The organism is Acutalibacter sp. JLR.KK004, assembly GCF_036941085.1.
Classification (GTDB): domain Bacteria; phylum Bacillota; class Clostridia; order Oscillospirales; family Acutalibacteraceae; genus Acutalibacter.
On sequence record NZ_JAYMNQ010000001.1, the window covers coordinates 1,927,369 to 1,954,166 of the forward strand.

General features: G+C 55.4%; 25 protein-coding genes. 17 read left to right on the plus strand and 8 right to left on the minus strand.

Going from position 1 to position 26,798, the window contains the following annotated elements; translation table 11 throughout:
* The first annotated feature begins 137 nt into the window (after nucleotides 1-137).
* The 4 genes from VSQ30_RS10570 to VSQ30_RS10585 all read left to right on the plus strand — a co-directional run bounded on the left by VSQ30_RS10570 (nucleotide 138) and on the right by VSQ30_RS10585 (nucleotide 3,620).
* Entirely contained in the window at nucleotides 138-980 is an 843-nt protein-coding gene (locus tag VSQ30_RS10570; protein WP_334463951.1) for an alpha/beta hydrolase, read from the plus strand.
* 75 nt (nucleotides 981-1,055) lie between these two features.
* Nucleotides 1,056-1,907: an alpha/beta hydrolase gene (locus tag VSQ30_RS10575; RefSeq protein ID WP_334463953.1), complete on the plus strand. Its 852-nt coding sequence runs from the start codon at nucleotides 1,056-1,058 to the stop codon at nucleotides 1,905-1,907.
* Nucleotides 1,908-2,100: 193 nt separating this feature from the next.
* On the plus strand, nucleotides 2,101-3,081 hold the full coding sequence (locus VSQ30_RS10580) for a Fic family protein (protein WP_334463955.1): 981 nt from the start codon (nucleotides 2,101-2,103) through the stop codon (nucleotides 3,079-3,081).
* Between the two features lie 221 nt (nucleotides 3,082-3,302).
* Complete coding sequence (locus VSQ30_RS10585) at nucleotides 3,303-3,620, plus strand: DUF3892 domain-containing protein (RefSeq protein WP_334463956.1); 318 nt, start codon at nucleotides 3,303-3,305, stop codon at nucleotides 3,618-3,620.
* Nucleotides 3,621-3,714: 94 nt separating this feature from the next.
* Here VSQ30_RS10585 and ulaG read toward each other — a convergent pair whose 3' ends face one another.
* From ulaG to cysK, 7 genes are all read right to left on the minus strand, one after another.
* Nucleotides 3,715-4,818: an L-ascorbate 6-phosphate lactonase gene (gene ulaG, locus VSQ30_RS10590; protein WP_334463958.1), complete on the minus strand. Its 1,104-nt coding sequence runs from the start codon at nucleotides 4,816-4,818 to the stop codon at nucleotides 3,715-3,717.
* Between the two features lie 158 nt (nucleotides 4,819-4,976).
* The gene (locus VSQ30_RS10595; protein ID WP_334463960.1) at nucleotides 4,977-5,669 is read right to left on the minus strand and encodes an L-ribulose-5-phosphate 4-epimerase; all 693 of its coding nucleotides are present in this window, start codon (nucleotides 5,667-5,669) and stop codon (nucleotides 4,977-4,979) included.
* A 4-nt stretch (nucleotides 5,670-5,673) separates the two neighbouring features.
* Entirely contained in the window at nucleotides 5,674-6,114 is a 441-nt protein-coding gene (locus VSQ30_RS10600) for an NUDIX hydrolase (RefSeq protein WP_334463961.1), read from the minus strand.
* Nucleotides 6,115-6,125: 11 nt separating this feature from the next.
* A complete protein-coding gene (locus VSQ30_RS10605) occupies nucleotides 6,126-7,157 on the minus strand; it encodes a hypothetical protein (protein ID WP_334463963.1) in 1,032 nt (343 codons plus the stop codon).
* Between the two features lie 14 nt (nucleotides 7,158-7,171).
* Nucleotides 7,172-8,038: an L-ribulose-5-phosphate 3-epimerase gene (locus VSQ30_RS10610; protein ID WP_334463965.1), complete on the minus strand. Its 867-nt coding sequence runs from the start codon at nucleotides 8,036-8,038 to the stop codon at nucleotides 7,172-7,174.
* An 11-nt stretch (nucleotides 8,039-8,049) separates the two neighbouring features.
* On the minus strand, nucleotides 8,050-9,525 hold the full coding sequence (locus tag VSQ30_RS10615) for an FGGY-family carbohydrate kinase (RefSeq protein ID WP_334463967.1): 1,476 nt from the start codon (nucleotides 9,523-9,525) through the stop codon (nucleotides 8,050-8,052).
* A gap of 317 nt (nucleotides 9,526-9,842) precedes the next feature.
* A complete protein-coding gene (gene cysK, locus VSQ30_RS10620; protein ID WP_334463970.1) occupies nucleotides 9,843-10,772 on the minus strand; it encodes a cysteine synthase A in 930 nt (309 codons plus the stop codon).
* A gap of 365 nt (nucleotides 10,773-11,137) precedes the next feature.
* Between cysK and VSQ30_RS10625 the strand changes: the two genes are divergently transcribed.
* From VSQ30_RS10625 to VSQ30_RS10675, 11 genes are all read left to right on the plus strand, one after another.
* Nucleotides 11,138-12,577 carry an efflux RND transporter periplasmic adaptor subunit gene (locus VSQ30_RS10625; RefSeq protein ID WP_334463972.1) on the plus strand — a complete coding sequence of 480 codons (1,440 nt, stop codon included), beginning with the start codon at nucleotides 11,138-11,140 and terminating at the stop codon, nucleotides 12,575-12,577.
* A gap of 75 nt (nucleotides 12,578-12,652) precedes the next feature.
* A complete protein-coding gene (locus VSQ30_RS10630) occupies nucleotides 12,653-13,441 on the plus strand; it encodes an ABC transporter ATP-binding protein (protein ID WP_334463973.1) in 789 nt (262 codons plus the stop codon).
* Nucleotides 13,442-13,474: 33 nt separating this feature from the next.
* Nucleotides 13,475-15,481 (plus strand): biotin/lipoyl-binding protein, encoded by a 2,007-nt coding sequence (locus VSQ30_RS20780; protein ID WP_237076182.1) that lies wholly within the window; start codon nucleotides 13,475-13,477, stop codon nucleotides 15,479-15,481.
* A complete protein-coding gene (locus VSQ30_RS10640) occupies nucleotides 15,474-16,733 on the plus strand; it encodes an ABC transporter permease (protein WP_334463975.1) in 1,260 nt (419 codons plus the stop codon). Before VSQ30_RS20780 ends, VSQ30_RS10640 begins: the two co-directional genes overlap by 8 nt.
* A 31-nt stretch (nucleotides 16,734-16,764) precedes the next feature.
* Nucleotides 16,765-17,151, plus strand: coding sequence for a hypothetical protein (locus VSQ30_RS10645; protein ID WP_160642007.1), 387 nt, complete (start codon nucleotides 16,765-16,767; stop codon nucleotides 17,149-17,151).
* A complete protein-coding gene (locus VSQ30_RS10650) occupies nucleotides 17,132-17,488 on the plus strand; it encodes a DUF2651 family protein (protein ID WP_334463977.1) in 357 nt (118 codons plus the stop codon). Before VSQ30_RS10645 ends, VSQ30_RS10650 begins: the two co-directional genes overlap by 20 nt.
* 286 nt (nucleotides 17,489-17,774) lie before the next feature.
* Nucleotides 17,775-18,062: a co-chaperone GroES gene (locus VSQ30_RS10655; protein WP_160642009.1), complete on the plus strand. Its 288-nt coding sequence runs from the start codon at nucleotides 17,775-17,777 to the stop codon at nucleotides 18,060-18,062.
* 59 nt (nucleotides 18,063-18,121) lie between these two features.
* Complete coding sequence (gene groL / locus VSQ30_RS10660) at nucleotides 18,122-19,747, plus strand: chaperonin GroEL (protein WP_160642010.1); 1,626 nt, start codon at nucleotides 18,122-18,124, stop codon at nucleotides 19,745-19,747.
* 330 nt (nucleotides 19,748-20,077) lie between these two features.
* Nucleotides 20,078-21,970: a molecular chaperone HtpG gene (gene htpG / locus VSQ30_RS10665; RefSeq protein ID WP_334463981.1), complete on the plus strand. Its 1,893-nt coding sequence runs from the start codon at nucleotides 20,078-20,080 to the stop codon at nucleotides 21,968-21,970.
* A gap of 18 nt (nucleotides 21,971-21,988) precedes the next feature.
* The gene (locus VSQ30_RS10670; protein WP_334463983.1) at nucleotides 21,989-23,344 is read left to right on the plus strand and encodes a CPBP family intramembrane glutamic endopeptidase; all 1,356 of its coding nucleotides are present in this window, start codon (nucleotides 21,989-21,991) and stop codon (nucleotides 23,342-23,344) included.
* Nucleotides 23,345-23,348: 4 nt separating this feature from the next.
* Entirely contained in the window at nucleotides 23,349-23,831 is a 483-nt protein-coding gene (locus VSQ30_RS10675; protein WP_201751209.1) for a nucleoside deaminase, read from the plus strand.
* 145 nt (nucleotides 23,832-23,976) lie between these two features.
* Here the strand turns inward: VSQ30_RS10675 and VSQ30_RS10680 are convergent, their stop codons facing one another.
* Nucleotides 23,977-24,165, minus strand: coding sequence for a hypothetical protein (locus VSQ30_RS10680; RefSeq protein ID WP_160642042.1), 189 nt, complete (start codon nucleotides 24,163-24,165; stop codon nucleotides 23,977-23,979).
* Nucleotides 24,166-24,462: 297 nt separating this feature from the next.
* Here VSQ30_RS10680 and VSQ30_RS10685 point away from each other — a divergent pair, with 297 nt between their 5' ends.
* Entirely contained in the window at nucleotides 24,463-25,176 is a 714-nt protein-coding gene (locus VSQ30_RS10685) for an ABC transporter ATP-binding protein (RefSeq protein ID WP_334463986.1), read from the plus strand.
* Nucleotides 25,173-26,795 (plus strand): putative ABC exporter domain-containing protein, encoded by a 1,623-nt coding sequence (locus VSQ30_RS10690; protein WP_334463988.1) that lies wholly within the window; start codon nucleotides 25,173-25,175, stop codon nucleotides 26,793-26,795. The genes VSQ30_RS10685 and VSQ30_RS10690 overlap by 4 nt, the downstream gene beginning before the upstream one ends.
* Nucleotides 26,796-26,798: the final 3 nt, after the last annotated feature.

Here is a 26,798-nt window from a genome sequence, read left to right on the forward strand (position 1 = left end):
ATGGGTTCACACCAAGCAATCATACGTATCTTTTCGGGTTATTCTTGAAGCACACAAAATTCCCCGATAATCTGCATATGCAGCTTGTGTGAACGCGCTTTGGAAAAAAGCTAAATTTCTTTTTAGGAGGATGTATTATGGCGCTGATTCAATGCAATTTCTTTTCAAGCTGCCTAAACCGCACTGTGCCCATTCAGGTTGTACTGCCTACAGACAAGCGTGTGTTCGGCCCGGAGGGTAAGCCGGTCCTGCAGGAGGAACGCCCCCTTAAAAGCCTTTACCTGCTCCATGGGCTTTTCGGCAACTATACCGACTGGGTCAGCGGCACCCGGGTGCAGGCCTGGGCGCAGGATCACGATTTGGCAGTGGTCTGCCCCAGTGGGGACAACAGCTTCTATGTAGACAACACAAAATCAGGAAACCTGTACAGCACCTTTATCGGGCAGGAGCTGGTAGAGTTCACCCGGCGTTCCTTCCCCCTTTCCCGCAGGCGGGAGGATACCTTTATCGGCGGGCTTTCCATGGGTGGCTATGGCGCCACTGTAAACGGCCTGCGGTTTGCGGACACCTTCAGCCATGTGGTGGCCCTGTCCTCCGCCTATATCATTGACACGAATTTTGCCCAGGCCACAGAATATACGGACAATATTTTCACCAACAAAGGCTATGGGGAATCTATTTTCAACGACATGAGCACAGTGAAGGGCGGCGAATATGATTATGACGCCCTGGCAAAAAGAGTGGCGAACAATCCCAACAAGCCCAAGTTCTACATGGCCTGCGGCACAGAGGACGAGCTTATCGGTTCCAACCGGGAATACCGGGATTTGCTGCTCTCTCTGGGCTACCAGGTATCCTGGCACGAAGGCCCCGGCGGCCACGACTGGGTTTTCTGGGACAAGCATATTGGGGAATGTATGGAATGGCTGCCCTTAGGCGGCGCTGTGGAAGGCCTTAGCTCCGGACACATTGGGGAATAGGCCGGAAAAGCATCTGCACATGTTTGAAGGCGCACAAATAATCTGCATATAATTGTAAGGAGGGTATTTCAGAATATGGCACTGGTGCATATAAACTTTGAAAGCGAATTCCTTGCCACCAACACGGACGTAAACATTATCCTGCCGGACAAGCCCCGGGAAAAAACGCCTGCCCAGTTTTACGGCAGCGGCGCGAAATACAAGGTATTGTGGCTGCTTCACGGCACCTTTGGAGATTATACCGACTGGATTCGCAAGAGCAACATTGAGCTGTATGCCTGCGAAAAAGATCTGATTGTGGTGATGCCCAGCGGGAACAACGCAAACTACGTAAACTGGCCCACCTTCTGCACAGGATACAACGCCTGGGACTATCTTTTTGAAGAACTGATGCCTTTAATATACAACTGGTTCCCAGCTTCCTCCAAGCGGGAAGATAACTTCATCGCCGGGCTTTCCATGGGCGGCAGCGGGGCCATGCAGTATGCTGCCGGGCATCCGGAAAAGTTTGCCGGGGCTGCCAGCCTGTCCAATGCCCCTGTGGATTTAAAGCAGATGCAGGAGCTAAAGTATGATGGCGGCGGTGACGGCAACCAGTCTGCCTTTAACCGGCGTGTGCAGAATGTGGTTGCTGCCTTTGGCGGTTTAGACGCTTATAAAAACTCTGTGGTGAATGTCTGGGATCGCCTGCCCAAGCTGATGGAGGAGGGCATCCTGCCCAAGCTTTACTTCTGCTGCGGCACAGAGGACACGCTCATTTGGAAAAGATACTGCGAATTCAAGGCGTATGCAGAAAAGATTGGCCTGCCTGCCACCTTTGAGGAGAGCGAGGGCTTTACTCATGAGTGGCGTTTCTGGGATTTGTTCATTCAAAAGGCGCTGACTTTCTTTGGGCTGGATGAGGAAGGCCAGGGAAATCCCTTCTAGTTTTGTGACATCTGTACAGAAAAGCGGCGCGGAGGTTTTCGCGCCGCTTTTTGCATATCTTTTTCCGTCTGGCTATAAGCCTTTTGCAAAATATGTGCAGATAGGCCTTGCTTTCTGCCGTTGCAGGAGGTATACTATATGTAGTGTAAAAGAGAGGTTTTCTCCCCCATTTTCAGGAAAGGCGGCTGGCAGCATGATGGATCTGCATATGTTTGACTATTCCTTTCTTCAGGATACTCCTCCCCAGGGTGTTTCCCTGCTGCTGCGGGAAACTTCCCGCCTGCAGGCCCGGCTGCTGGATCAAAAGCGGGCCTATCCTGCCATATACAGCGCCCTGGAAAGCGCCGGGCGGGTGCGTTCCCTGCTGTCTGCCTGCCAGGCTGGGAACATGGAGAGCCGCGCGGCTGAGATTTGCGCCCGCAATTCCCCTCCCATCACCCAGGCAGAAAGGGACATGGCAGACTATCGTGACGCCCTCTTCGAGGTGGAAATGGGCCATCCTGCTGTGGAGCCATGCCGCCGGGATCTGCTGCGCCTGCACACTCTGCTGCTGGCCCGGACGCCGGGGTGTGCTGGAGGCCGGTATCGGGAAAGTCCTGGCTTTTCCCCTGTTCCTTCACAAGAGATTCCCGAGGCCATGGAGCTGTGGGAGCAGGCTCTGGTTACTGCTTACGGAGAAAAAAACTATCCCCCGCTGCTGCTTATTCCCTGCCTTGTGGCAGACTTTACCTGCATATGCCCCTTCTCCCCTGGCGGACGGCGGACGGCTTATCTGCTCACCCGGCTTCTGCTCCAACGGGCTGGATATATCCTTCCCGCCTCCTGGGAGGAGCAGGTATGCCGCTATGAGGCCTTTTATGTACATGCCCTCCGGCAGGTGCAGCGGCGGCAGGATTATTGGCCCTTTATCGAAGTTTTCCTCACCCTGCTCTATCTGTGCGGCTGTCAGGCGGAAAAGGCCTTTGCCCTGCTGCCCGGCCGGAAAATGACAAAAAAATCCCGGGTGGAGGCTGTAATAGCAGGCAGCCCTGTGCCCATTTCCAAAGGGGAAATCTGCAAACTGCTGCCAGATGTAAGCCCCACAACTGTGGAGGCCGCTTTGGGGGAACTGGTGAAAAGCGGGCAGGCCCTGCGCCGGGGATCTGCCAGGACAGCGCGGTATGAACTGGCATAGCTTAGGGACAAGCTCTAGGGCAACACCGCACAATTCCCCGCTACCGCCTTAAGCGGCATCTCGCGGGATCTTTTTTCGCGATATACCACTTAAAATCATGCGGTATTGCCTTAGGTTTTCGTTCATCCGGACAGAAAAATAGAAGGCGCCGCATATTTGAATCCTGCCGGCGGAAAAATAGGCCTATACTACATTTTTCTATCCGGAAAGGAAGTTTTGCCATGAAACAGGAAAAAAACGGCAGGATAGGCAATCTGCCCGCCAACATCAACATTATGAATCCGGTGCCTAACAAGGACGCAAAATCTATTGTGAAGCTGGTGCGCAAGGACGGCAAGGTGTCCGGCTATGAGCTTTCAGACGGCCAGGTGCTCTCCAAGCGAGAGGGCGTGCAGCTTGCCAAGCAGGGGGGCATCCGGGGCGTAGCCATTGCCAGCCGCAATGGCAGCGAATACCTCCGCTCCCTGCCGGACGGGGACGAAAACAACAATCTGGGAGATCTGCCCAGTACGCCGCAAGGGCCTCAAGTTCTCTCATAAGGCTTTAAGCCTGCTTTACAAGCCTGCAAAAGGGCCGCTTTTTACAGCGGCCCTTTCCTTGTGCTTATTCAAGCATCCTGTATCCAGGACTTCTCTACAGGCAGGAGCGGAAGGGAATATTCTGGGGCGCTTCAAAGCAGTCCTCAAAGCCCCGGCGGTGATGGTAGGCCCGTTTATCCTTGTCCGTAGGATAGACGTATCTGCCGCCCACCTCCCAGAAGAAGGGATGAAACTGATAATCCAGCCTGTCTTTCTTCATATCATACAGCACCCGGATTTCATTGATGTCTGCCATGAAGTTTGTCCACACGTCATAATGGATGGGGATAACCACCTTGCACCGCAGGGCCTCTGCCATGCGCAGGATGTCGCAGGAGGTCATTTTGTCCGCCATGCCTACAGGATTCTCGCCATAAGATCCAAAGGCCACGTCCACATCGTAGTCTTTGCCATGCTTGGCAAAATAGATGGAATAGTGGGAATCGCCGCTGTGGTAAATATTGCCGCCTGGGGTTTTCAGCAGGTAGTTTACCGCCTTTTCGTCCATGTCCGTAGGGCATATGCCAGTAAGCTCTTCCCGGTTTTCTGTGGTGTCGTCTGTGGTGACAAGGCAGGTGCGGTCGAAGGAATCCAGCACCACAATCTCTATATCCTTGATTTTAATGGTATCCCCTGGCTTTACGATAATGCAGCGCTCTGCGGGCACCCCCCATTTCTGCCACAGGGCCACGCTCTTTTCCGGGCCGATGAACGGTACGGGAATTTCCCGACCGCTTTCGTCTGTGGTGGTCATGCCGCTTTGTATCACATGGGCGGCAAACTCGGCGCTCATGTGATCCTGGTGGTAGTGGGTGGCCAGCACAGCATCCACCTGCTTTACGGCAAAGGGATCCAGCACAAAGGGCACAGCCCGTAGGTTGGGCTGCATGGCCCTGGCCCCGCACATGTTGGCCATCTGGTGTCCCGGGGCCATTTTGCCGTTTCCATGGGTGCGCTTGCCGTTGCCGCACCACAGGTCTACCGTAACATTAGCGCCTCCGGGGGTTTTAAACCAGATGCCTGTACAGCCCAACCACCACATGGCAACTGTGCCCGGCTCTACCTTTGTCTCCTCAATTTCCTCGTTAAGCCACGTCCCCCACTCCGGGAAGGTGCTCATAATCCAGCTTTCCCTGCTTATTTCGTCAATTTTGCTCATCCAAACCATCCTTTCTGCTGTTCTCTGCAAGCGGGGCTTGCCGCCCCGCACCCCGCCCAAAGGGACTTTTTTATAAAAAAGTCCCTTTGGAATCCTCAAAAAATTTCCACTCTTTATCCACAAACCATCAGTTCAAGCGGGCGAACATGGATGCAGCGTCACGTTGCCTGCCCGTAATAGGCATTGGCTCCATGCTTACGGTAATAGTGCTTGTCCTGCATGGCCTGGGGGGCAGGCTGTATCTGAGGGTTCAGCCTTTCCGCCCGGGCCGCCATTTTGGCAACCTCCTCCAGCACCACAGCGTTATGCACAGCCTCTGCCCCATCCTTGCCCCAGGTGAAGGGTCCATGGTTTTTGCACAGCACAGCGGGCATGGCCCCATAATCCTTCCCGGCAAAGTATTCCACAATGGAAAGCCCTGTGTTTTTCTCATAGGCCTCCTGGATTTCCGCCTTTGTCAGGTTGCGTACGCAGGGGATTTCCCCGTACATATAGTCGGCATGGGTGGTGCCATAACAGGGGATGCCCCGGCCCGCCTGTGCCCAGCTTGTGGCCCAGCTTGAATGGGTGTGGACAACCCCCCCGATTTTCGGGAAAGCCTTATAAAGCTCAATGTGGGTGGCGGTGTCGGAAGATGGATTGTAGCGCCCCTCCACTTTATGGCCCTGCAAGTCCATCAGCACCATGTCCTCCGGGCGCAGCTTGTCATAGTCCACCCCGCTGGGCTTGATGGCGAAAATCCCTGCCTCCCGGTCAATTTCGCTTACATTCCCCCAGGTGAAGGTGACAAGGCCATGTGCAGGCAGCAGCATGTTGGCCCTGTATACCCGTTCTTTCAACTCTTCCAGCATAGTTTCATCCTTCCGCTAAAAATTTCTTTATGTACCCAATCTGCGTGGGCATGATATTGTCCGGCAGCCCGTCAGGGGGAAACCACTTTAACTCTGTGCTCTCCCTGTCAGGCTCCGGCGTCCCGGTATATTTTTCCACGATGTACACCACATCCGTGTAATATACCTCGTCCCCGTTGGGATATACCATGTGTATCCCCGCCTGCACATCAAAAAGCACCGGATCTTCTATCTCCAGGGAAGCCTCTTCCCTCACCTCCCGGCGGAGGGCCTGCTCTAAAGTTTCCCCCAGTTCCAGCCCCCCGCCGGGCACACACCATGTACCGTCATCGGAACGCTTCTCCAGCAAAAGCCCCTTCTCCCTGTCGTACAAGATGCACATGGCGGCTGTCATCATAATGGGGCTGTGGCCTATAAGCTTCCGTATGTCCGAAATATATCCCATAACGCGCCTCCTCAAAAATCATAGTACATGGCAACCTCGTCTGTCTCTCGGTTGCAGGCAATGAGGATGTCCTGCCCCTCTATCCGGCAGCCGTAGACGTTTGCAGGGCCGCAGTCCTCGTCCAGGGTTTTGAAGCGGTAAGCCCCGTCCTCAAAGGTAAAGGCTAAAAGCCGCCTGGCCCCCTGCCTGTGCCCGATAACAGCAGTGGGCCTGCCCGCAAGGCTGCCTCCCCATATGGCGTGGAGGAACAGAAGCTTCTCCGGATATGCATACACAGCTTCCCAGGCCTTGCCCTCCTGCCGGTAGATAGTCAGGGTATCCCCATGGAAGGGGGACATAACGATAAGCTCTTTTTTGCCGTCCCCGTCCAAATCTATCAGCAGGGCGTCGCTGGCAGGGGTTTCGAGAAGCTGTTCCTCCTGCCATGGCTCCCCCGTCCCGCTGGGCGGCGCAAACCGAAAAACCCCGTTTTCCCCGCACACCAAGGCCGCGTCCCCTCCGGTTTCCGAAAGCCGGCAGTAGCCATGGTTTTTCAGCACGCCCTCCTTGATGGGGACAAGAGGAAGCTGGTTTTCCGGGCCATAGGGGGATAAATCCTCCGGCAGCTCTGCGGCGTACACCTTGCCGGGGCTGCTCCAGTCGTCCTTATGGGCGTGGGCGGATTTTAGAGTGCAGGCAATGAGGTACCGCCTGCCACCCCTTTGCAGGATATCAAACCTGTGGACAAAGGGCAAGTCCGCTATGGTACGCACAGACCACTCTTCCCCTTCCGGCTGGGCCAACACAATACGTGCCTTAGCGGAATCGTTGGGGGAATAGAACTCGTGGGTGGTCAAAAACTGCCCGTCCGTTCCCGGCACCTGCACCATGCTCATCACGCCGCCGGGTCCTTCCCATATGGTGGCCTGCTCCCTGCCCTCCCCGTCAAAGAGGATGCACCTGTCGCGCTTTTCCGCCGCCACCAGGAAATGGGGCCTGCCCTGATACAGCAGGGGGGCCACTGAATAGCATTTGGAAAGCTTTGCCAAAACTTTTTTCTGCATTTGCCACACTCCTTTTAGAGGGCCATGCCGCCCTGCTTCATTTTCTCTGTCACATAGCTTCTGGCTTTGGCGATATGGGCCGCCGCTTCCTCCACAGTCTGGCTGCGGGAATTGTCCGCCCACATCTCCAAGAGGAACATGCCCTGGTAGCCTAAATTGTGAAGGGCCTGGAAGATGCCTGCAAAATCCACCGTTCCTTCCCCGAATTCCAAGTCCCGGAAAACCCCGGGCTTTGTTTCCTTGACATGCAGGGCCACAATCTCCCCCAGCCCCAGGGCCAGCTCCCCGGGCACATTCTCTGTGAAATTGCTCAGGTTGCCGATGTCCGGGTAAATTTTAAAATAAGGCGAAGGGATTTTTTTCAGATATTCCATGGCCCTGGTGATGGTGCCCATATAGGGGGTGTCCATAATCTCCATGGCAAGCACCACCCCGGCCCGGGCCGCCATCTGCACGGCCTTCCTCATGCCCGCAATAAACAAAGCGTCAGTTTCCTCGTCGGAAGGCTCGTAATACACGTCATAGGCCGCAAGCTGGATGCACCGCACCCCCAGCTTTACTGCCAGCAGGATGGCCTTCTCCATAATCTCCATGGCCTTTTGGCGGGTTTCCGGGTTTTTGCTTCCAAAGGGGTATTTCCTGTGCCCACTCAAGCACATGGTGGGGAAAACTATCCCTTCTTTTGCCATAAGCCTTCGCAAATCTTCGATTTCCCTGTCCGTCCAGTCCAGCCGTTTAAGCCGTTCGTCAGACTCATCCACAGAGATTTCCATGTAATCAAAGCCAGCAAGGCGCGCCGCCCGGAATTTTTCCTCCCAGGCAAAGGCGTTAGGCAGGGCCTTTTCGTATATGCCTATGGGGTTTTTGCGTATACTATACATTGTTTTCCTCCTCACTGAACAGGGGGCCACAGCAGGCGGTACAGCCTGTCAGACTGCTCCCGCAGCAGGCGGTAGGCCTCCCTGTTTTCCTTTCGGGGCGTATAAGCCTGTGCCGGATCATTCCGGCTGACAGCGGCACAAGCCTCCCCTACGCTGCCATACGCTCCCAAAGCGCAAGCCGCCACCATCAGCGCCCCTCTGGCGGTAGCGTCTGCCCTGCCCCGGCGCAAGAGAGGCAGGCCGCAGGCATCGCTTAACATCTGGTTAAAAGGCCTGCTGTTGGTAAGGCCCCCATTGATGGTGATTTCCCCTATGGGCGCATAGCCCTCCATCACCTCCACGCCTCTGGCAAGCTCCAGGGCAATGCCTTCCAGCAAGGCCCGCAGCATATCCTGCCGCCGGGTGGAGAGGGTTACGTTCTGGAACAGGGCGGTGGCGGCGGTGTTCCAGTCCGGGGTGGAACGGCCCTGGAAATAGGGCAGGCAGGTACAGCCCCCCGCCCCTGCAGGGGACTCCTCCGCTTCCTTATCCAGTTGGGCGGGGGTGGCATCCGGGCCATAAAACTCCCTGCGGAACCAGTCGAAAGCCGAACAGCAGGTAAGGACGCTGGATTCTAAAATATACTGCCCGGGGATAGCGGCACAGTTGCACAGCACATCGTCCCGGAGGCTTTCCGGAATTTTTTCCGCCCCGGCGACAAGGTATCCCCCGGTGCCCGCTGTGATGGAAACAGCCCCAGCCTTTGCCACCCCCTGGCCAATGGCCCCGCACTGCTGGTCGCCCCCGGCCGTAACAACAGGCAGGCCCTGAGAAAGCCCGGTTCGGGCGGCGGCCTCTTTCGTCAGGATGCCGCAGACAGATCCAGGTTCTATAAGGGGGCACAGCTTTTCCTCCCCAACCCCGAAAAGGGCCAGCAAATCCCTGTCCCATTGGCGGGTGCGCAGGTTCATCAACAGGGAACGGCTGCCGTATGTATGGTCTGTGGCAAGCCGCCCGGTAAGCAGCCAGAGCAGGTAATCGGGCACTGCCAGAAGCTTATAGGCCTTTTTATAGAGATCCGGGCGCTCCCGCCGCAGCCAAGCCATTTTCGTGCCGGAAAACACCGGGTTTACCCGGGAACCGCAGCGCTTAAACACCCAATCGTTTTCCTTTTCCAGCTCCTGACAGAGGGGTTCCACCCGCTTGTCCTGCCACATAATGGCAGGACACAGGGGGCGCGTGTCCCTGTCCACCGGGATAACGGAGGAGCGCTGGGAGGTGAGGGCGATGGCGTCAAGGCCCCAGCTCCCCTCCCCGGAAGCTTCCGCCGCCTGGGACAGCAGGCCGAAAAGGGCGGATTCCCAGTCTGCCGGCTCCTGCTCTACCCAGCCGTTTTGCAGGTATAAAGGCTGATAGGCCCTCTGCCCGGAAAAAAGCGCCCTCCCCTCCTGGGTGAACACAATTCCCCGCATACTGGAGGTGCCCACATCCACCGTCAAAATATGCACGCCCTGTCCTCCCATTTTTTCTTTTATTTTAGAAATATTTTATCATGCCAGGGGATTGATTGCAAGATTTTTGTGCAGGATTCCTTTTTCCAGCAAAGCAAACCTAGGGCTTGTTTGAAAATAGAGGAGTGCCGGAATTTTTGTTCCAAAGGGAGCGGTTTCAAGGCGGAAACCGCAAGAAATACTGTCGTATTTCGAGGATTCCCAACACAGAGAACCGCAGGCGCATACATGCGTCCCGTTTGGGGCAAAAAGACGGTGTTTACGATTTTTCAAACAAGCCCTAGAATCCGCACAAAACACAGCCACACCTACCATTATTCTCCGAACAGCGCTGTGGAAAGGTACCGGTCGCCTGTGTCGGGCAGCAGCACCGCCAGCGTCTTGCCCTGATAGGCGCTTTCCCCTGCAAGGGTTTTCGCGGCGCTGAGGGCCGCGCCAGAAGATATTCCTACCAGAACACCCTCCCTGGTGGCAAAAGCCCGGCTGGCACCATAGGCCTCTTCCTCGGTGACAGCCAGCACCCGGTCATAGACGCCTGTGTCCAGCAAATCCGGCACAAAGCCTGCCCCAATCCCCTGAAGGCCGTGGGGGCCTGCCTTTCCCTCGGAGAGCACCGGGGATCCTGCCGGCTCCACTGCCACCACCTCAATTTGCGGGTTCTGCTCTTTCAGATACCGCCCGACGCCTGTGATGGTGCCGCCTGTGCCCACCCCGGCAATAAACACGTCTATTTTCTCTCCAGCCTGCCTCCAAAGCTCCGGGCCGGTGGTTTCATAATGGGCCTGGGCATTGGCGGGATTTACAAACTGGCCGGCCAGGATGCTGCCTGGATTTTCCCTTTGCAGCTCCTCTGCCCTTTCAATGGCCCCTGCCATGCCCTTTTCCCCAGGAGTCAGCACAATTTGCGCCCCATAAGCCTTCAATAAGGCCCGGCGCTCCATGCTCATGGTTTCCGGCATGGTGAGCAGCACCCTGTAGCCCCAGGCTGCCGCCACTGCCGCCAGGCCAATGCCTGTGTTGCCGGAGGTTGGCTCAATGATAAGCCCGCCGGGGCGGAGCCTTCCTGTACGCTTTGCATCCTCTATCATGTACAGGGCCGCGCGATCCTTTACACTGCCTGCCGGATTCAGGTATTCCAGCTTGGCTAAAAGCCTGCATCCGCCCTGCCCCGCCAGGAAGCGGCTGGCCTCCAGCAGGGGGGTATTGCCTATCAGGTCTGTCATACTGCGGGCTGTCTGTTCCATTCACGCTCATTCCTTTCCTGGGCGGTTCTGTTTTTCGCCGCCGCGTTATACCGCTTCCATCATACTCTCCCCCGCCCTGTTTTGTCAATGGAGGCTTCCTGTGCCAGCACCCCTGCTTGTGGCTTCCTCTGGTGCTTATCCAAGGGTTTGTGCCTGTTCATATATTTCTAAATTCTTAACAATGCGTGAATGGCGCAAAAAAACATTGCCATAGCGGCCTTTGGGGGGTATAATATAAAAGTATGCAGAAATGCTGTTTGTGGTTTTGCCCTTGCTTTAAAACGGGCGACCTGTGAAAATACGAAAGGAAGGAGCGGTACCAGCAGGCAGAACCGCCTGGCTTTGCGTACCGCGCGGCGTTTGCTATGAAAAACAAGAAAAAGCCCCTCATTATCGTGTTCAGTACCCTGGCAGTCCTGGCGGTATTCTCCGTGTGCTTCTGGTTCCTGTGGCTGAGGGATTTCCTTACCGCCCAGAACGCCACCCCCGCTTATGTAAACTCTGTCTCCTCTATTGCCGGCATGAACAGCGGCGCTGTGCCCCGGTATTCCGGCATCGTGGAGCCGCAGAAGATTACCAAGGTCAATAAGGATGAAAACAAGACTGTGGCCCAGGTGCTGGTGGAGGAGGGGGACGAGGTACATATCGGCGACCCCTTGTTTGCCTATGACACCGATGAAATGCAGCTTTCCTTAAAGCAGGCAGAACTGGAGCTGGAGGGCATCTCCAACCAGATCAGCACCCTGCAAAAGCAGAAAACCGATTTGGAGGCTTTGAAGAAGAAGGCCGGCAAGGACGAGGAGTATTCCTATACGGTGCAGATACAGTCTGTGGAGCTGCAGATTAAAAATGAGGAATACAGCAGTTCAGTGAAGAAAAGCGAGATTGACAAGCTCAACCATTCCCTGCAGAACGCCCAGGTGCTTTCCGAGGCCGAGGGCATTATCCAGGAGATAAACACCACCCCCAAAACCGACGCCAGCGGTCAGCCAGCCCCTTTTATAAGCATCCTCTCCTCCGGGGAGTTCCGCATTAAGGGGACTGTTTCAGAACTGAACATCAACGCCCTCTATGAGGGGCAGGCTGTGGTGGTGCATTCCCGGGTGGACGAAGAGCAGACATGGCCTGGCACAGTGGAAACCATCGACCGAGAGCCTACCAAGGATCAGAATAACAGCATGATGTATTATGGGAGCGACTCCGGGCAGCAAAGCTCCAAGTATGATTTCTACGTGCTGCTTTCCGATCTGGACGGCCTGCTTTTAGGCCAGCATGTGTATATCGAGCCGGACATGGGCGACAGCGCCTCTAAGGCCGGGCTGTGGCTCCCCGCTTCCTATGTGGCCCACGATGACACTGGCAGCTTTGTTTGGGCCAGGGATGAAAATGAGAAGCTGGAACGGCGCATGGTCACATTAGGGGAATATGATTCGGCGAACGATCTGTATGAAATAACCGGCGGGCTTTCCACCCTGGACTATATCGCCTATCCCAGCGACAATCTGGTGCCTGGCGGGCCGACCACCATGGACGCCTCCCAGCAGGCTGAGGGGGAGGATCCCACTATGCCGGGGACAGACTTTGACAACGGCGGGATGCTTGACCCTGGCATGGACGTGACGCCTGAAGGCGTGGTTCCTGAAGGAGAAATCCTTCCTGAAGGCGGGGAAGAAGAAGGCGGCGCCGCTGAGGATGACAGCGCTGTTGTATCGGAAGATGGCGCTTTGTATGAAAGCGCGGACGCCCCCGCCGATGGCGGCGGGGTGCAGGCGGCTTCCCCTGGAAATTTGTCCCTGCTGCGGTGAGCCTGCTGGACGGAGACTGTTTGAATCTTTTGAAAGGAACGGTGCGGGGAAGCCCGCGCCCCGGTTTGACCGCTTATGATGCTGGAACTGCGGAATATCTGCAAAACCTATTTGCAGGGGCGCATGGAGGTGCCTGTGCTCAAGGACATTTCCCTCTCTGTGGAGGAAGGGGAATATCTGGCGATTATGGGGCCTTCCGGCTCCGGCAAAACAACCCTGATGAACATTATTGGATGCCTGGACGCTCCCACCTCCGGAGCCTACCTGCTGGAGGGGGAGGACATTGCCGGGCTGGGAGACTCAAAAATGTCAGATGTGCGCCTGCACAGCATTGGCTTTGTGTTCCAAAGCTTTTACCTGCTGTCCAGGCAGTCTGCCCAGGACAACGTGGCCCTGCCCCTGCTGTATGCCGGGGTGCGCCGCCGGGAGCGCCAGGAAATGGCGCGGCAGGCCCTGGAGCGGGTTGGGCTGGGGGATCGCACCGGCTTCAAGCCCACCCAGCTTTCCGGTGGGCAGTGCCAGCGGGTAGCCATCGCCAGGGCCATTGTAAACAGCCCTAAAATTTTGCTGGCAGACGAGCCTACCGGCGCTTTGGACACGAAATCCGGCGAGCAGATTATGGAAATATTCCAGCGCCTCAACGAAGAGGGCGTGACCATTGTGATGATTACCCACGAACCGGAAATTGCCGCCCACGCAAAGCGCACCCTGCACATCCGGGACGGCAGGCTGGTGGACGCGCAGGGAAAACCTTTGACGGATTCTCCCCCGGAAGGGGATGTTTCAGAGGGCAGCTTTGGCAGCCCCATCCCCACGGAGGTTACAACCCCCGTCCCCCTGCCGGGACAGGATACGGCCCTGTAAGGCCGGGCAACAGAAAGGAGTCCTGCACACCCTATGAGCAAGCATTTGAAAGCGCAAGGGCAGAATAAAAAGCTGCGGAACAGGATACTCATCATTTCCATCACGCTGGTGGTGGTTACTGCCGCCCTGCTGGGGACATGGTTTTTTATACAGTACCGCAATGATCAGAAAACCGTGGAGGTTATGCCGGTCAGCTATCTCTCCACTTCCTATTGGGGGGATCAGGCAACCTCCTCGGGCACCATCCTCAGCGACTATATGCAGGAGATTTTCCCCACCTCCGACAAGGTTATTTCAGAGGTCTTTGTGTCCGAGGGGCAGGAGGTCCACATTGGAGATCCCCTGCTGCAATACGACAAGGCCAAGCTGGAGCTGGACGTGGAGGCCAAGGAGCTGGCTGTGAAACAGACGGAGCTGAAAATTGACGAGGCGCAGAAGCAGTTGAAAAAGCTGCAGAATACAAAGCCTTCCTCCACTGCAAAGCCGGTAGTCACACCCAGACCCACCCAACGGCCCACAAACCGGCCGACCCCTACCCCCACTCCCACCCCGGGGCCTACCGCCATCCCGCCGGCCGATGTAACCCTTTACAGCCGTTTGGATGAAACCTCCCTCCCCTACTCGGGCAGCGGCACCTCCAGCGACCCTTATGTGTTTCTCTGCACAGACGGGTGCGTGATGACAAAGGAATTTTTAATGCTGCTGCTGGGAGCAGGGCAGGAGGATATGCCGGATCCAACGCCGGGGCCTGGTTCCAGCCCGGAGCCGGACGGGGATGAACCCTCCAGCGAAGCGCCGGATGCTACGCCTTCCCAGGCGGAGCCTGCAGGGAATGAACTGGCTTCCCCTTTCGCGGCCATTTTCGAGGTGCGCGAAGGGAACTCCAATTACGGGAGCCTTATCTCCTCCTTCAAGCTGGACGGCACCCAGCTTTCCGCCATTATTCAGACAATGGCCCCCTTAGAGGACAGCACCATGGAGGACATCCAGGATGTGCTTCTGGACGCTACCCCCACCCCCACGCCGAACCCCAACAATTACGATGACATGGGATATACCTCCTCCCAGCTAAAGGAAGAGATAGAAAAGAAAAAGACGGAAATCCGGGATTTGCAGTATGCCTTGAAGCAGGCTAAGCTGAACCTGGAAATCGCCCAGCGCGCCCTGGACAATTCCACTGTTCTCAGCAATGTGGATGGGCGGGTGCGCACTTTGATAGACCTGGAGCTGGCTGTGGCAGAAAGCAAGCCCTTTATGGTGGTGTCCGGGGATGACAAGTTCTATATTTCCGGCTCTTTGAGCGAGGGCCTGCTGGGCAGCATAGCTGTAGGGGACACAGTGAGCGCTATGTCCTGGATGAACGGCATGAGCTACTCTGCCCAGATTGTCAGCATCTCCGACTTCCCTATGGACAATTCCTCGGGATACGGCTATTACGGCGCGGGAAATCCCAACAGCTCCAGCTATGAGTTTACCGCTGTGGTAGAGGACGGGGACGACAGCCTGGAAAATGGCATGGGAGTGGAAATTACCATGAACGTGCAGGACACAGCGGATGGCGGCGCCCTCTATCTGGATAAGCCCTACCTGCGGGAAGACGACGCGGGCTTCTATGTTATGAAGGCAGGCCGCGACAACCGCCTGCACAAGCAGTATGTGCAGACAGGCAAAACCATTTACAGCGGCAGCTATCTGGAGATAAAGTCCGGCCTGACTGCTGAGGATTTCATTGCCTTCCCCTATGGCGTTGACACCAAGGAAGGCGTGCGGGTCATCCTGCAGGACAGCGAAGATCCCCCCTACCCTGAGGAAGGGGAGCAGGGCGAAGGCAGCAGCCTGCTGGAAAGCGGAGCTGGCGAAAGCCTGCCCTCTGCTACAGAAGGAGACGCCAGCACCCTGGAGGAAGAAAGCAGCGGGGACGGGACGGAGACCCCCGGCATTGTGGAGCCTAACCTGCCGGATGGGGCTGTTATTACAGGCCGGGATGAAAACGGCACCTATTTTGAAACAGAAAACGGAGGGGGAGTCATCCTTGATTGAGAATATACGCCTGTCCTTTCAGGGCATCTGGTCCCACAAGATGCGCTCCTTTTTAACCATGCTGGGTATCATTATCGGCATTGCCGCCATTATTTCCATCGTGTCCACCATCAAGGGCACCAACGAGCAGATTAAGCAGAACCTGATAGGCTCTGGCAATAACGTAACCCGGGTGCAGCTTTACCAACAGGAATATGACAGCCCCTACCAGATGGAGTTTGAGGGTATCCCCGAGGGGGTGCTCCCTGTAAGCAGCGACGTGTATAACGCCATTTTGGATCTGCCTGACGTGGTGTCTGCCGCCGCTTACAACCGCCGCACCAGCTACGACAGCTCCTTCTATTATAGCAACACGGAAATATCCGGCTGCGAGATATACGGCATTGACAACGCCTATTTTTCCACCTGCAGCTATTCTGTGAAAAAAGGCCGGGCCTTTGTGCCCAGGGATTTTACCGACTTCCGGCATGTGGCCATTCTGGACACCAGCGCCGCCCAGATGTTCTTCCAGGGCACCGACCCCATTGGCAAGACCATTGAGTTCAAGTCCACCGCGCTGGTGGTGGTGGGCGTGGTGGAGCCTGACAGGAAATTCGAGCCGATTATCAATACCATTGAGGATTACTACACCTATGCCGGCGCCCAGACCGGCGGGTCTGTGTTTGTGCCGGAAAATATCTGGCCCTCCTTTTTCGCCTATGACGAGCCCCAGGAAATAGCCGTACAGGTGTCCCACACAGAGGCCATGTCCACTGTGGGCGAGGCTGTAGCGGCCCTGCTGAACAGCCAGGTTACCAGCGAAAGGGTGCTTTATAAGTCGGAGGACACATTAAAGCAGGCCCAGGAGCTGCAGGATTTAAACAACGCCACTAACCAGCAGCTTATCTGGATAGCCAGTATCTCCCTTTTGGTGGGCGGTATCGGCGTTATGAACATCATGCTGGTGTCTGTTACAGAGCGCACCAGGGAAATAGGCCTAAAAAAGGCCATCGGCGCAAAAAAAGGCCGGATTCTGTGGCAGTTTCTGACGGAAGCCGCTGTGCTCACAGGCTTGGGCGGGCTTTTGGGCGTGGGCGCGGGTATTGGCATGGCAGAGCTTATCTCCCATCTTACCTCTGCCCCGGTGTCTATCAGCATCCCCTTCATCATCCTGGCGGTGATTTTCTCCATGGCTATCGGCATCCTTTTCGGGCTGCTGCCTTCTGTAAAGGCTTCCAACTTAAACCCCATTGACGCTCTGCGCCACGAATAAAGCCTTTCCTTTGTCCCAAAAGGAGGTTTTTATGAAAAAGCTTTGCCCCCACCTGCTTTTTGTTCTGGCTGCGGCCGCCTGTGTCTATCTGCCCCTTCTGGCTATGCTGATAGTCCGGGAAGGGCCTGTAAGCTTTGTCCTGTTCTGTTTCCCTCCCATCACCTCCATCCCCCTTTTCGCGTTGGGGCTGGGGGCCGGGGCGGGAAAGAACGTCAGGCGGTACTGGTATGTGCCGGCCCTCGTGTCCCTCTGCTTTTTCCTCAGCCTATACGGACGGGTCTTGCTGACGGAAATGCTTCTGAAGCTGCTGGCACTGTACCTTCTGCTGGGAGCAGGCGGCATGCTCCTCTGCTATTTCATCCGAAAATTTATTGGCTTAAAGCCAGGAGAAGCCCCTCATGAAAAAGACATGGTATAAGCACCTGAAAATAGTCCTGCCCTGCGCGGGGGCCATGCTCCTGCCGCCATGGCTGGTTTCCTTTCTGCCCTCTGACGCGTTCCTGGGGGCTGTTGTGCTCCTGTTCCTGCTTATCAATCCCCTTTTCGCGCTGGGGATTGGCATTGCCGCCGGGTGGGACATGAGGCGCTTCTGGTATGCGCCTTTGCTGGCGGCGCTGCTCTACTGGCTGGGGGCGTGCCTGTTTATAACGGGCTGGGATGCCTCCATCCTGATCTATGTGTTCATTTACCTGCTGATTGGCGGGGCGGCTATGGTTATCACGCACCTTGTGCGGCAGTACCGTAAGAGAAGCTGAAAGCGTATGCTTCGGCTTCTTTTTTTGATTTAAAAGCCTTTTGCCTGGAAATTTATGAAAGATTTGTTAAAAGTCAAAAAATATGGGGAAAGGGTATTGACTTTTCCTGACCATGTAGCTAGAATATGTGTTAGCACTTGAGATTCACGAGTGCTAAAACAAATTTCTGTGTTGATTTTTTCGCGGGTTCCCGCGGTTTTCACGCCTTTCCCCGGCAGGCGCGAAAACGATAGCGCCGGGGAGAAAGGATTGGCCCGTTTAAAACAGGGCCTGAAGGTGACGAATTATGAAAGTGAAACCTCTTCTGGACAGAGTGCTCATCAAAACCGAGGAAGCCGAGGAGACTACCAAGAGCGGCATTGTGCTGGCTGCCAAAAGCCAGGAGAAGCCCCAGATTGCCCGGGTGGTGGCAGTTGGCCCCGGCGGCGAGGTAGACGGCAAGGAAATCAAGATGTATCTCAAGGAAGGCGACCGGGTAATTTCCGCCAAGTATACCGGCACAGAAGTGAAGGTAGACGGCGAGGAGTACACCATTGTCAAGCAGTCTGACATCCTGGCAGTGGTGGAGGACTAAGGCTCCGTTCTCAAATCGTTTGAAAAATACATTTTGATACAGGAAAGGGACGATATACTATGGCTAAGAAAATCATCTATGGGGAGGATGCCCGCAAGGCCCTTCTCAGCGGCGTGAACCAGCTTGCTGACACTGTGAAAATCACCCTGGGGCCTAAGGGCCGCAATGTGGTGCTGGACAAAAAGTTCGGCTCTCCCCTTATCACCAACGACGGCGTAACCATCGCCAAGGAAGTGGAGCTGGAGGACGCTTTTGAGAACATGGGCGCACAGCTTGTAAAAGAGGTTGCCACCAAGACCAACGATATTGCCGGCGACGGCACCACCACTGCCACCCTGCTGGCCCAGGCACTGGTGCGGGAAGGCATGAAGAACGTCACCGCAGGGGCAAACCCCATGGTGCTGCGGGGCGGCGTACAGAAGGCCACAAACATTGCTGTTGACGCTATTGTGAAGAATTCCGTGAAGGTTTCCGGCACAAAGGACATTGCCCGCGTGGCAGCGGTTTCCTCCAGCAGCGATGAAATTGGCCAGCTCATTGCCGACGCTATGGAGAAGGTGACTTCCGACGGCGTTATCACCGTAGAAGAGGGCAAAACCGCTGAAACCCAGTGCGAAGTGGTAGAAGGCATGATGTTCGACCGGGGCTACATTTCCCCCTATATGGCTACCGATACTGACAAGATGGTGGCAGAGCTGGACGATCCTGCTATCCTCATCACAGACAAGAAGATTTCCAACATCCAGGAAATCCTCCCCCTGCTGGAGCAGGTTGTACAGTCTGGCAAGAAGCTGCTGATCATCGCTGAGGATATTGAAGGTGAAGCCCTTACCACCCTCATCCTCAACCGCCTGCGGGGCACCTTTACCTGCGTAGCCGTTAAGGCTCCCGGCTTTGGCGACCGCCGCAAGGAGATGCTGGTAGACATCGCCACCCTCACCGGCGGGCAGGTCATTTCCGAGGAACTGGGCCTGGAGCTGAAAGACGCACAGCTTAGCCAGCTTGGCTCTGCACACCAGGTAAAGGTGGACAAGGAAAACACCATCATCGTCAACGGCGCTGGCTCCTCTGAGGATATCAAGGCCCGCGTAGGCCAGATCCGTTCCCAGATTGAAACCACTACCTCCGAGTTTGACAAGGAAAAGCTGCAGGAGCGCTTGGCTAAGCTGGCTGGCGGCGTGGCTGTTATCAAGGTTGGCGCTGCTACCGATGTTGAGATGAAAGAAAAGAAGCTGCGCATTGAGGACGCACTGGCCGCAACCAAGGCTGCTGTGGAGGAAGGCATTGTTTCCGGCGGCGGCACCGCCCTTATCGACGCTATCCCTGCTGTACAGAAGTATGTAGAGGAAGCCCAGGGCGACGAAAAGACTGGCGCTGCTATCGTGCTGAAGGCTCTGGAGGAGCCTGTGCGCCAGATTGCCATGAACGCTGGCATCGAAGGCTCTGTCATTGTAGAGGCCATTAAGAAGGAGCAGAAGGTAGGCTATGGCTACAATGCTCTGACTGGCGAGTTCCAGGACATGATTGAAGCTGGCATTGTGGATCCCACCAAGGTGACCCGTTCCGCTCTGCAGAACGCTTCCTCTGTGGCTTCCACCATCCTCACCACCGAGTCCCTGGTGGCAGATATTAAGGAGCCTGCTCCGGCAGCTCCTGCCGCACCCGACATGGGCGGGATGTACTAATAATATAGGATAAGCAGCATAGAAAAGAGGGCAGGTTTGGAGGAATCCACGCCTGCCCTTGTTTTCTTACAGGAATGCTCCCTTATGCTGCTGCAGGAGACAATATGGCAGACCCGGCTTTATTGGTTTTAGGATCAAAACATTCCCAAGGGGAATGTTTCCCCTTCTTTTAAAAGGGGTTGTGGGGTTTGGGGCAAAGCCCCATAGGTGTGCACCGTAGATATAAACTGCGTGTTCGGACACTCCCCCCTCCCTGCCAGGACTTGCACAAAACAGAAAATTGTATTACAATAAAAACATCATGAGAATGGGAAAGGAAGTTTTCAGCACATGGCTTTAAAGGAATTTCAGGCAGAATCAAAACGGCTGATGGACTTGATGATAAACTCCATCTACACCCACAAGGAAATCTTTTTGCGGGAGCTTATCTCCAATGCCAGCGACGCCATAGACAAGCTTTATTACCGCACCCTGGAGGATGGGGCCACAGGCCTTTCCCGGGAGGACTTCTTCATCCGCATTGACGCGGACAAGGAGGCGCGCACCATCACCATCTCTGACAACGGCGTGGGTATGACCCAGGAGGAGCTGGACGCAAACCTGGGGGTTATTGCCAAAAGCGGATCTTTGCAGTTTAAGACCGAAAAGGAACAGAAAGAGGACGTGGATATTATCGGCCAGTTCGGCGTGGGGTTCTATTCCGCCTTTATGGTAAGCAGCCGGGTGCGGGTGGAAAGCCGGGCCTTTGGGGCGGACAGCGCCTACTGCTGGGAATCCGCGGGCCTGGAAGGGTATGAAATTGCCCCCTGCGATAAAGCCGAGCATGGCACCACCGTCACCCTTTGGCTGAAGGAGGACACAGAGGACGAAAAGTATACCGAGTTTGCCGACCAATACCGGGTGCGCCAGCTTGTAAAGCGCTATTCCGACTATATCCGCTACCCCATCCGCATGGAGATGCAGAAAAGCCGCCTGAAAGAGGGCACAGGTACAGAGGGGAAGGAGCCGGAGTATGAGACATACTTTGAAACAGACACCTTAAACAGCATGGTGCCCATTTGGAAGAAGGCCAAAAGCGAAGTGTCTGATGAGGAGATGCACGCTTTCTATAAGGAGAAGTTCTACGACTGGCAGGATCCCCTGCGGATAATCCGCACCTCCACTGAGGGCGCCGCCACATACAGCGCTTTGCTGTTCATCCCCAAAACCCCGCCTATGGATTACTACACCCGGGAGTTTGAAAAGGGCCTGCAGCTCTACGCCAGCGGCGTGCTGATTATGGAGAAATGCGGGGATCTGCTGCCGGACTGCTTCAGCTTCGTAAAGGGCCTGGTGGATTCCCAGGATTTGTCCCTGAACATCTCCCGGGAAATGCTCCAGCACGACAGGCAGCTCAAGCTGATTGCCGGGCGGCTGGAGAAAAAAATTGCCAGCGAACTGAAATCCATGCTCACGAATGACCGGGAAAAGTATGAAGAATTTTGGAAAAGCTTTGGCCTGCAGCTAAAGTTTGGCATGTATAACGATTACGGCGCCAAAAAGGACGAGCTGAAGGATCTGGTGCTGTTCACCACCTCCAAGGAGAAAAAGCTTGCCACCCTCCAGGAATACACCGACAGGATGCCAGCGGATCAGCCTGTTATTTATTATGGCTGCGGCGAAACCCCAGAACGGATCTTAAGCCTGCCCCAGGCTGAGGCCATTTTGGAAAAAGGCTATGAAATCCTGTGCCTGACAGACAACGTGGACGAATTTGCCCTGCGGGTGCTGGAAAAATATAACGAGAAAGAATTTAAAAATATCGCTTCTGATGACCTGGATCTGGAAAACCCTGAAGAAAAGGAAAAGACCCAGAAGCTTTCAGAGGATCACAAGGACATGCTGGCAGCAATGAAAGAGGCTTTGGGGGACAAGGTGAAGGAAGTGAAGGTTTCCGCCAAGCTGAAAAGCCATCCAGTATGCATCTCTACAGACGGGATGATTTCCACTGAAATGGAAAAGGTGCTCAACGCCATGCCTGCCCAGGAGAAAATCAAGGCCCAGCGGGTGCTGGAACTGAACCCGGAACATCCCCTGTTCACAAAGCTGCAGAGCCTTTATGAGGCGGACAAGGACAAACTAAAGCTGTACGCGGAGATTTTATACGATCAGGCCCTGCTCATTGAGGGCATTGCCCTGGACAACCCGGCGGACTATGTGCAAAAGGTCTGCGGTATCCTGTAAAACTGGGAGGAAAAGCCTATGACTAATCCCTATCCACCTCCTGCGCCTCAGGGATATTATCCCCCGCAGGGCGCTGTGCCCGGGGCCACGCCTCAGGGGTACTGTCCCCAGCAGGGCGCTGCGCCCGGGGCCACGCCTCAGGGGTACTATCCCCAGCAGGGCGCTGTGCCCGGGGCTGCGCCCCAGAGGTACTATCCCCCACAGGGCGCTGTGCCCGGGGCTGCGCCCCAGGGGTACTATCCTCCGCAGGGCGCTGTGCCCGGGGCTGCGCCCCAGGGGTACTATCCCCCACAGAGCGCTGTGCCCGGGGCTGCGCCCCAGGGGTATTCCGTCCCCCCTGCACAGGGCTGGATCCAGCCCTGCTATTACCCGCAGCCTGCCCAACCTGCCCCCCCTGTCTTTACGGGGCCTGGGCCGGTAAAGGATCCGCTGGGGAAAGCCGCCAGCAGGGATATGAACCGCATGTCCCTGCTGGCCCTGGCCCAGATGGCCCTTTCAGCCGGATGGGGGTATATCTTAGGCATCCTGTGCGTTGTTCTGGGGATAAACCTTTTCGCCTCTGACAGCTATGGCATGTCTATGATTACCAGCCTTATTGTGGTGCTTTCCACCGGCCTTGTCCCCTTCCTGTTCTTCGTGGCAGGACGCAAAAACACAGCAGATTACCTGAAATTCCAAAAGACCGGCTTTTTCCCCAGCCTTCTATGCGTGCTGGCAGGTTCAGCCCTGATGATTCTGGGCAATATCCTTGCAAATATCCTTTACACAGTACTGGAAGGTGCAGACTACCAGCCAACGGTGCTGGAAACCAGCGAGGATATAGGCACTTGGCTGGGATTCCTCATAGACTTTGCCACCATCGCTGTTTTAGGCCCTATGCTAGAGGAGGTCATGGACAGGGGGATTTTCATCGGCACCCTGCGCAAATATGGCATTGGGTTTTCCGTTGCCGCCTCTGCCCTGCTTTTCGGGCTGGCCCATCTGGAACTTGGCACAGTGGTATTTGCTATAAACGCCGGGCTGGTACTGGGCTTTCTCTATGCCCACACGAACAACCTGTGGCTGACTATCTGGATACACATGATAAATAACGGGGCTGTCATCCTCACCCGTTACAGCGGGCTTATTTGCCCTCAAAATCCGGATCTGTTCTCTGCCGTACTGGAGCTTTCCCTGCTGGGGCTGGGGGGACTCAGCCTGCTTCTGCTACTGATTTTCTACCGCAGAATCTTCATCACCCGCCGTTCCCCCCAGTATGACGGCCCACAACAGCTCCTAAGCTTTGGGCGCGCCGCAGCGGCTATTGCAAAAGCCCCCCTGTTCTGGGCGCTTGCGGCTATTGTGGCAGTGTACTTTATCGTACTTCTGGTGTAAATCCATGGAACTGGCCTTTATCCCCAAAAGAGAATATATGCTGGAGGCCCTTGCCCTTGCCATGGAGGCAGGCCTGGCAGGGGAAGTGCCTGTGGGGGCGGTGGTGGTAAAGGAAGGCCAGGTGATAGGCCGGGGCCGGAACCGCCGGGAATCCGCCCAAACGGCCCTGGCTCATGCGGAGCTGGAGGCAATACACCAGGCCTGCTCCGCTTTGAAAAGCTGGAGGCTCCAGGGGTGCCAGCTTTATGTAACCCTGGAGCCTTGCCCTATGTGTACAGGGGCCATTATCAACGCCCATATAGACACAGTGGTATATGGCCCGGACGATCCCAGAGCTGGATGCACTGGCACAGCCTGTGATCTCTTTTCCCTGCCCATCAGCCACCGCCCGGAGCTTTACCGGGGTTTTCTGGAAGAAGAATGCCGCGCCCTGCTGCAGGATTTTTTCCAGGAGCTGCGGAAGAAGGGCGGCAGGCATATATCGTAAACGCACTTGAAAATCGGTACATCCCGGTTTTCAGGTTGAGCGGCTGAGCCGTCTGGTTCAAAAGAAGGTTTCTACCTCTTTTGAATTGCGTTAACTATAAAAGCAGGCGCGTCCCTTTTATGGCGGCGCGCCTGCTTTTTGCCATTCACTGTCCGCTGCTTTCCTGCAGGTTTTTCCAGCCTGCTGGGGTCAGGGCATTTTTGCAATAGCTTTCCAGTTGGGCCTTGGTGCAAAGCTTTGCACCGCTCTGGATAATCTGCTCCTGCAGAATAACAGGCAAGGTATTGAAATAGGATTGGGCGGCCCTGTCCATGCCGGGAATTTGTTTCTCCATGCTGCATCATCCTTTCATGGTGGTCTTTTTGTAGCCTGCCCGGTTTTGCCGCCGGTATGCTTAGAAAAACTTTCCCATGATATATCTGTCAAAAACCTTACGATTTTTTTAACTTTCTTGCATGGCCTGTGTGTTTGCAGTAAAATAGGACAGGACGCTCTATTTATTATGTTTTTTGCGGCTGGCTCTTGACACGATATTTATATGATATTATAATAATATCGTGCCAAGAAGGGAATGGAGCTTCCAAGGCAGGCAAACCTGTCTTGGCAAAAAGGAGAAGGGGGTTATTTTGCTATGCTATCCATTAGCGGTGTAACAAAGAAGTATCGGAAAACCTTGGCAAACGACAATATCAGTTTTGCCGTAGGGGACGGGCAGATTGGCATCCTGCTGGGGCCAAACGGCGCGGGGAAATCCACCATCATCAAATGCATTACAGGCCTTTTGCGCTTTACCGGGCGCATTGAAATCAACGGCCTTGTAAACACTTCAACAGAAGCCAAGCGGCAGTTGGGGTACATACCGGAGATGCCCGCTGTTTACGACCTGCTGACAGTGGAAGAGCATCTGGAGTTCATCCGCCGGGCCTATAAGGTGGAGGATGAAGCCTACACCCAGCAGCTTCTGGAGCGGCTGGAGCTGTGGGACAAAAAGGATAAGCTGGGCAAGGAGCTTTCCAAGGGTATGCAGCAGAAGCTTTCCATCTGCTGCGCCTTGTGCCACAAGCCCAGGGTGGCTATTTTTGACGAGCCTCTTGTGGGTCTGGATCCCCATGCCATCAAAGAATTGAAGGCTATTTTCCGGGAATTGAAACAGAGCGGCTGCTCTGTGCTTATCAGCACCCACATGATAGACAGTGTGGAGGACTATTGGGATGTGGCAAACATTATGATAGGCGGGCGGTTTGCCGCCACCCGGTATAACGACGGCACAGAGGGCCAGGATTTGGAGGAGCTGTTTTTCCAGATTACCGAAGGCAAAGCTCCTGAGGGAGGCGAGTCCCTATGAGAAACGCCTTGGGGTATCTGACACGCACAAAGCTGAAAAACCAGATAAAAGATTTGCTGCACTCCCCGGCGAAGCTGACTTACGTGGTGATAATGCTGGCCCTCCTGATTTTTTCCGTTATGGGCCGCAGCGGCCAGGAGCTGGAAACGCCCCAGCCCATGTACCAGCTTACTGCCATGCTCACTTTGTTCTACAGCTTCACGTTCCTGATGGCACTGGCAACCGGGGGCAATTCTGCCAAAACACCTATGTTCACCTTGTCGGACGTGACCCTTCTCTTCCCTGCCCCCCTGCACCCTAACCGGGTGCTGGTATACGGGCTTATGCGGCAGTTAGGGCTTTCCCTGGTGATGGCCTTGGTTCTGGCGTTCCAGTATGGCTGGCTGAAGGTGGCGTTTGGCATCACCTGGGGGCATATGGCACTGATTATCCTGGGGTTTGCCATCTGCATTTTCCTGGCTGCCTTCTGCTCCATGGCCATCTACAGCCGCACCAGCGGCAAGGAAAACGCCACCACTACGCTGCGGATATGCATTTATGCTATAGCGGCCCTTTACCTTGTGTGGATGGCTTACACCTGCCGGGACTCCCTCCTCCCCCTGCTTTCCGGCGGAAAGGATTTCTATAGCGCCATGGACAGTTGTGCTTCTTTCCTGTCCTCCTTCCCGGGAATGCTGTTCCCAGCTGGGGGCTGGTCAGCGGCTATTATCGGAGGCGCTCTTACAGAGGATATGCCGATGATCCTTGCTGGGGCCGCACTGTGCCTGGTGCTGATAGCAGCGCTGGCTGTGCTTATTGTCACCTGCAAAAATAACTACTATGAGGATGTGCTGGAAACTGCCGAGCTGGCCCAATCCAATGTGACCGCCCAGAAAGAGGGCAAGGTCAATGAGTTGGTGCCCAAGAATGTGAAGGTGGGCAAGACTGGCCTCCGCAATGGCTGGGGCGCCAGCGCCCTCTATTACAAGCACCGCATTGAAAACCGGCGGGCCGGGGTATTCTTCCTGTCCAACATGTCCCTGATTTTCGTGGTAATCATCCTCTTCTTTGCCTTTGTGATGAAGCAATCCATGGAGGGCGATACCGGGGCCGCAATTATTGCCACATTTTCCATGGCTACCTACATGCAGATCTTCTCGGAGAGCATGGGCCGCTTCAACCTGGAGCTTATCAAGCCTTTCATCTACCTGATGCCTGAACCGCCTCTGAAAAAGCTGCTGTACTGCATGAAGGAAACGCTTATTTCAGACGTGATAGAAGCTGTTATCATCTTTGTGCCCGCAGGGCTGCTGGTGAAGGCTGATGTGCTAATCGTTGTGCTGTGCATTGTGGCGCGGATTTCCTTCTCGCTGCTGTTTACGGCGGGCAATATTTTGGTGGAGCGGGTGTTCGGCTCGGTTTCTTCCAAAATGATGGTCTTGTTCTTCTACTTCCTGGCGCTGATTGTAATGGCCCTGCCTGGGATTGCGGCTGGCATCGGCCTGATGTTCCTGCTGCCAGAGTCCTTTGGGTTTGCCGGCATGTTCCTGGGAATGACAGCCGTCAATGTGCCCCTATCCCTGCTGGTCATGTACCTGTGCCGCAATTTACTTCAATACGCGGAACTGAATAACCGATAACAA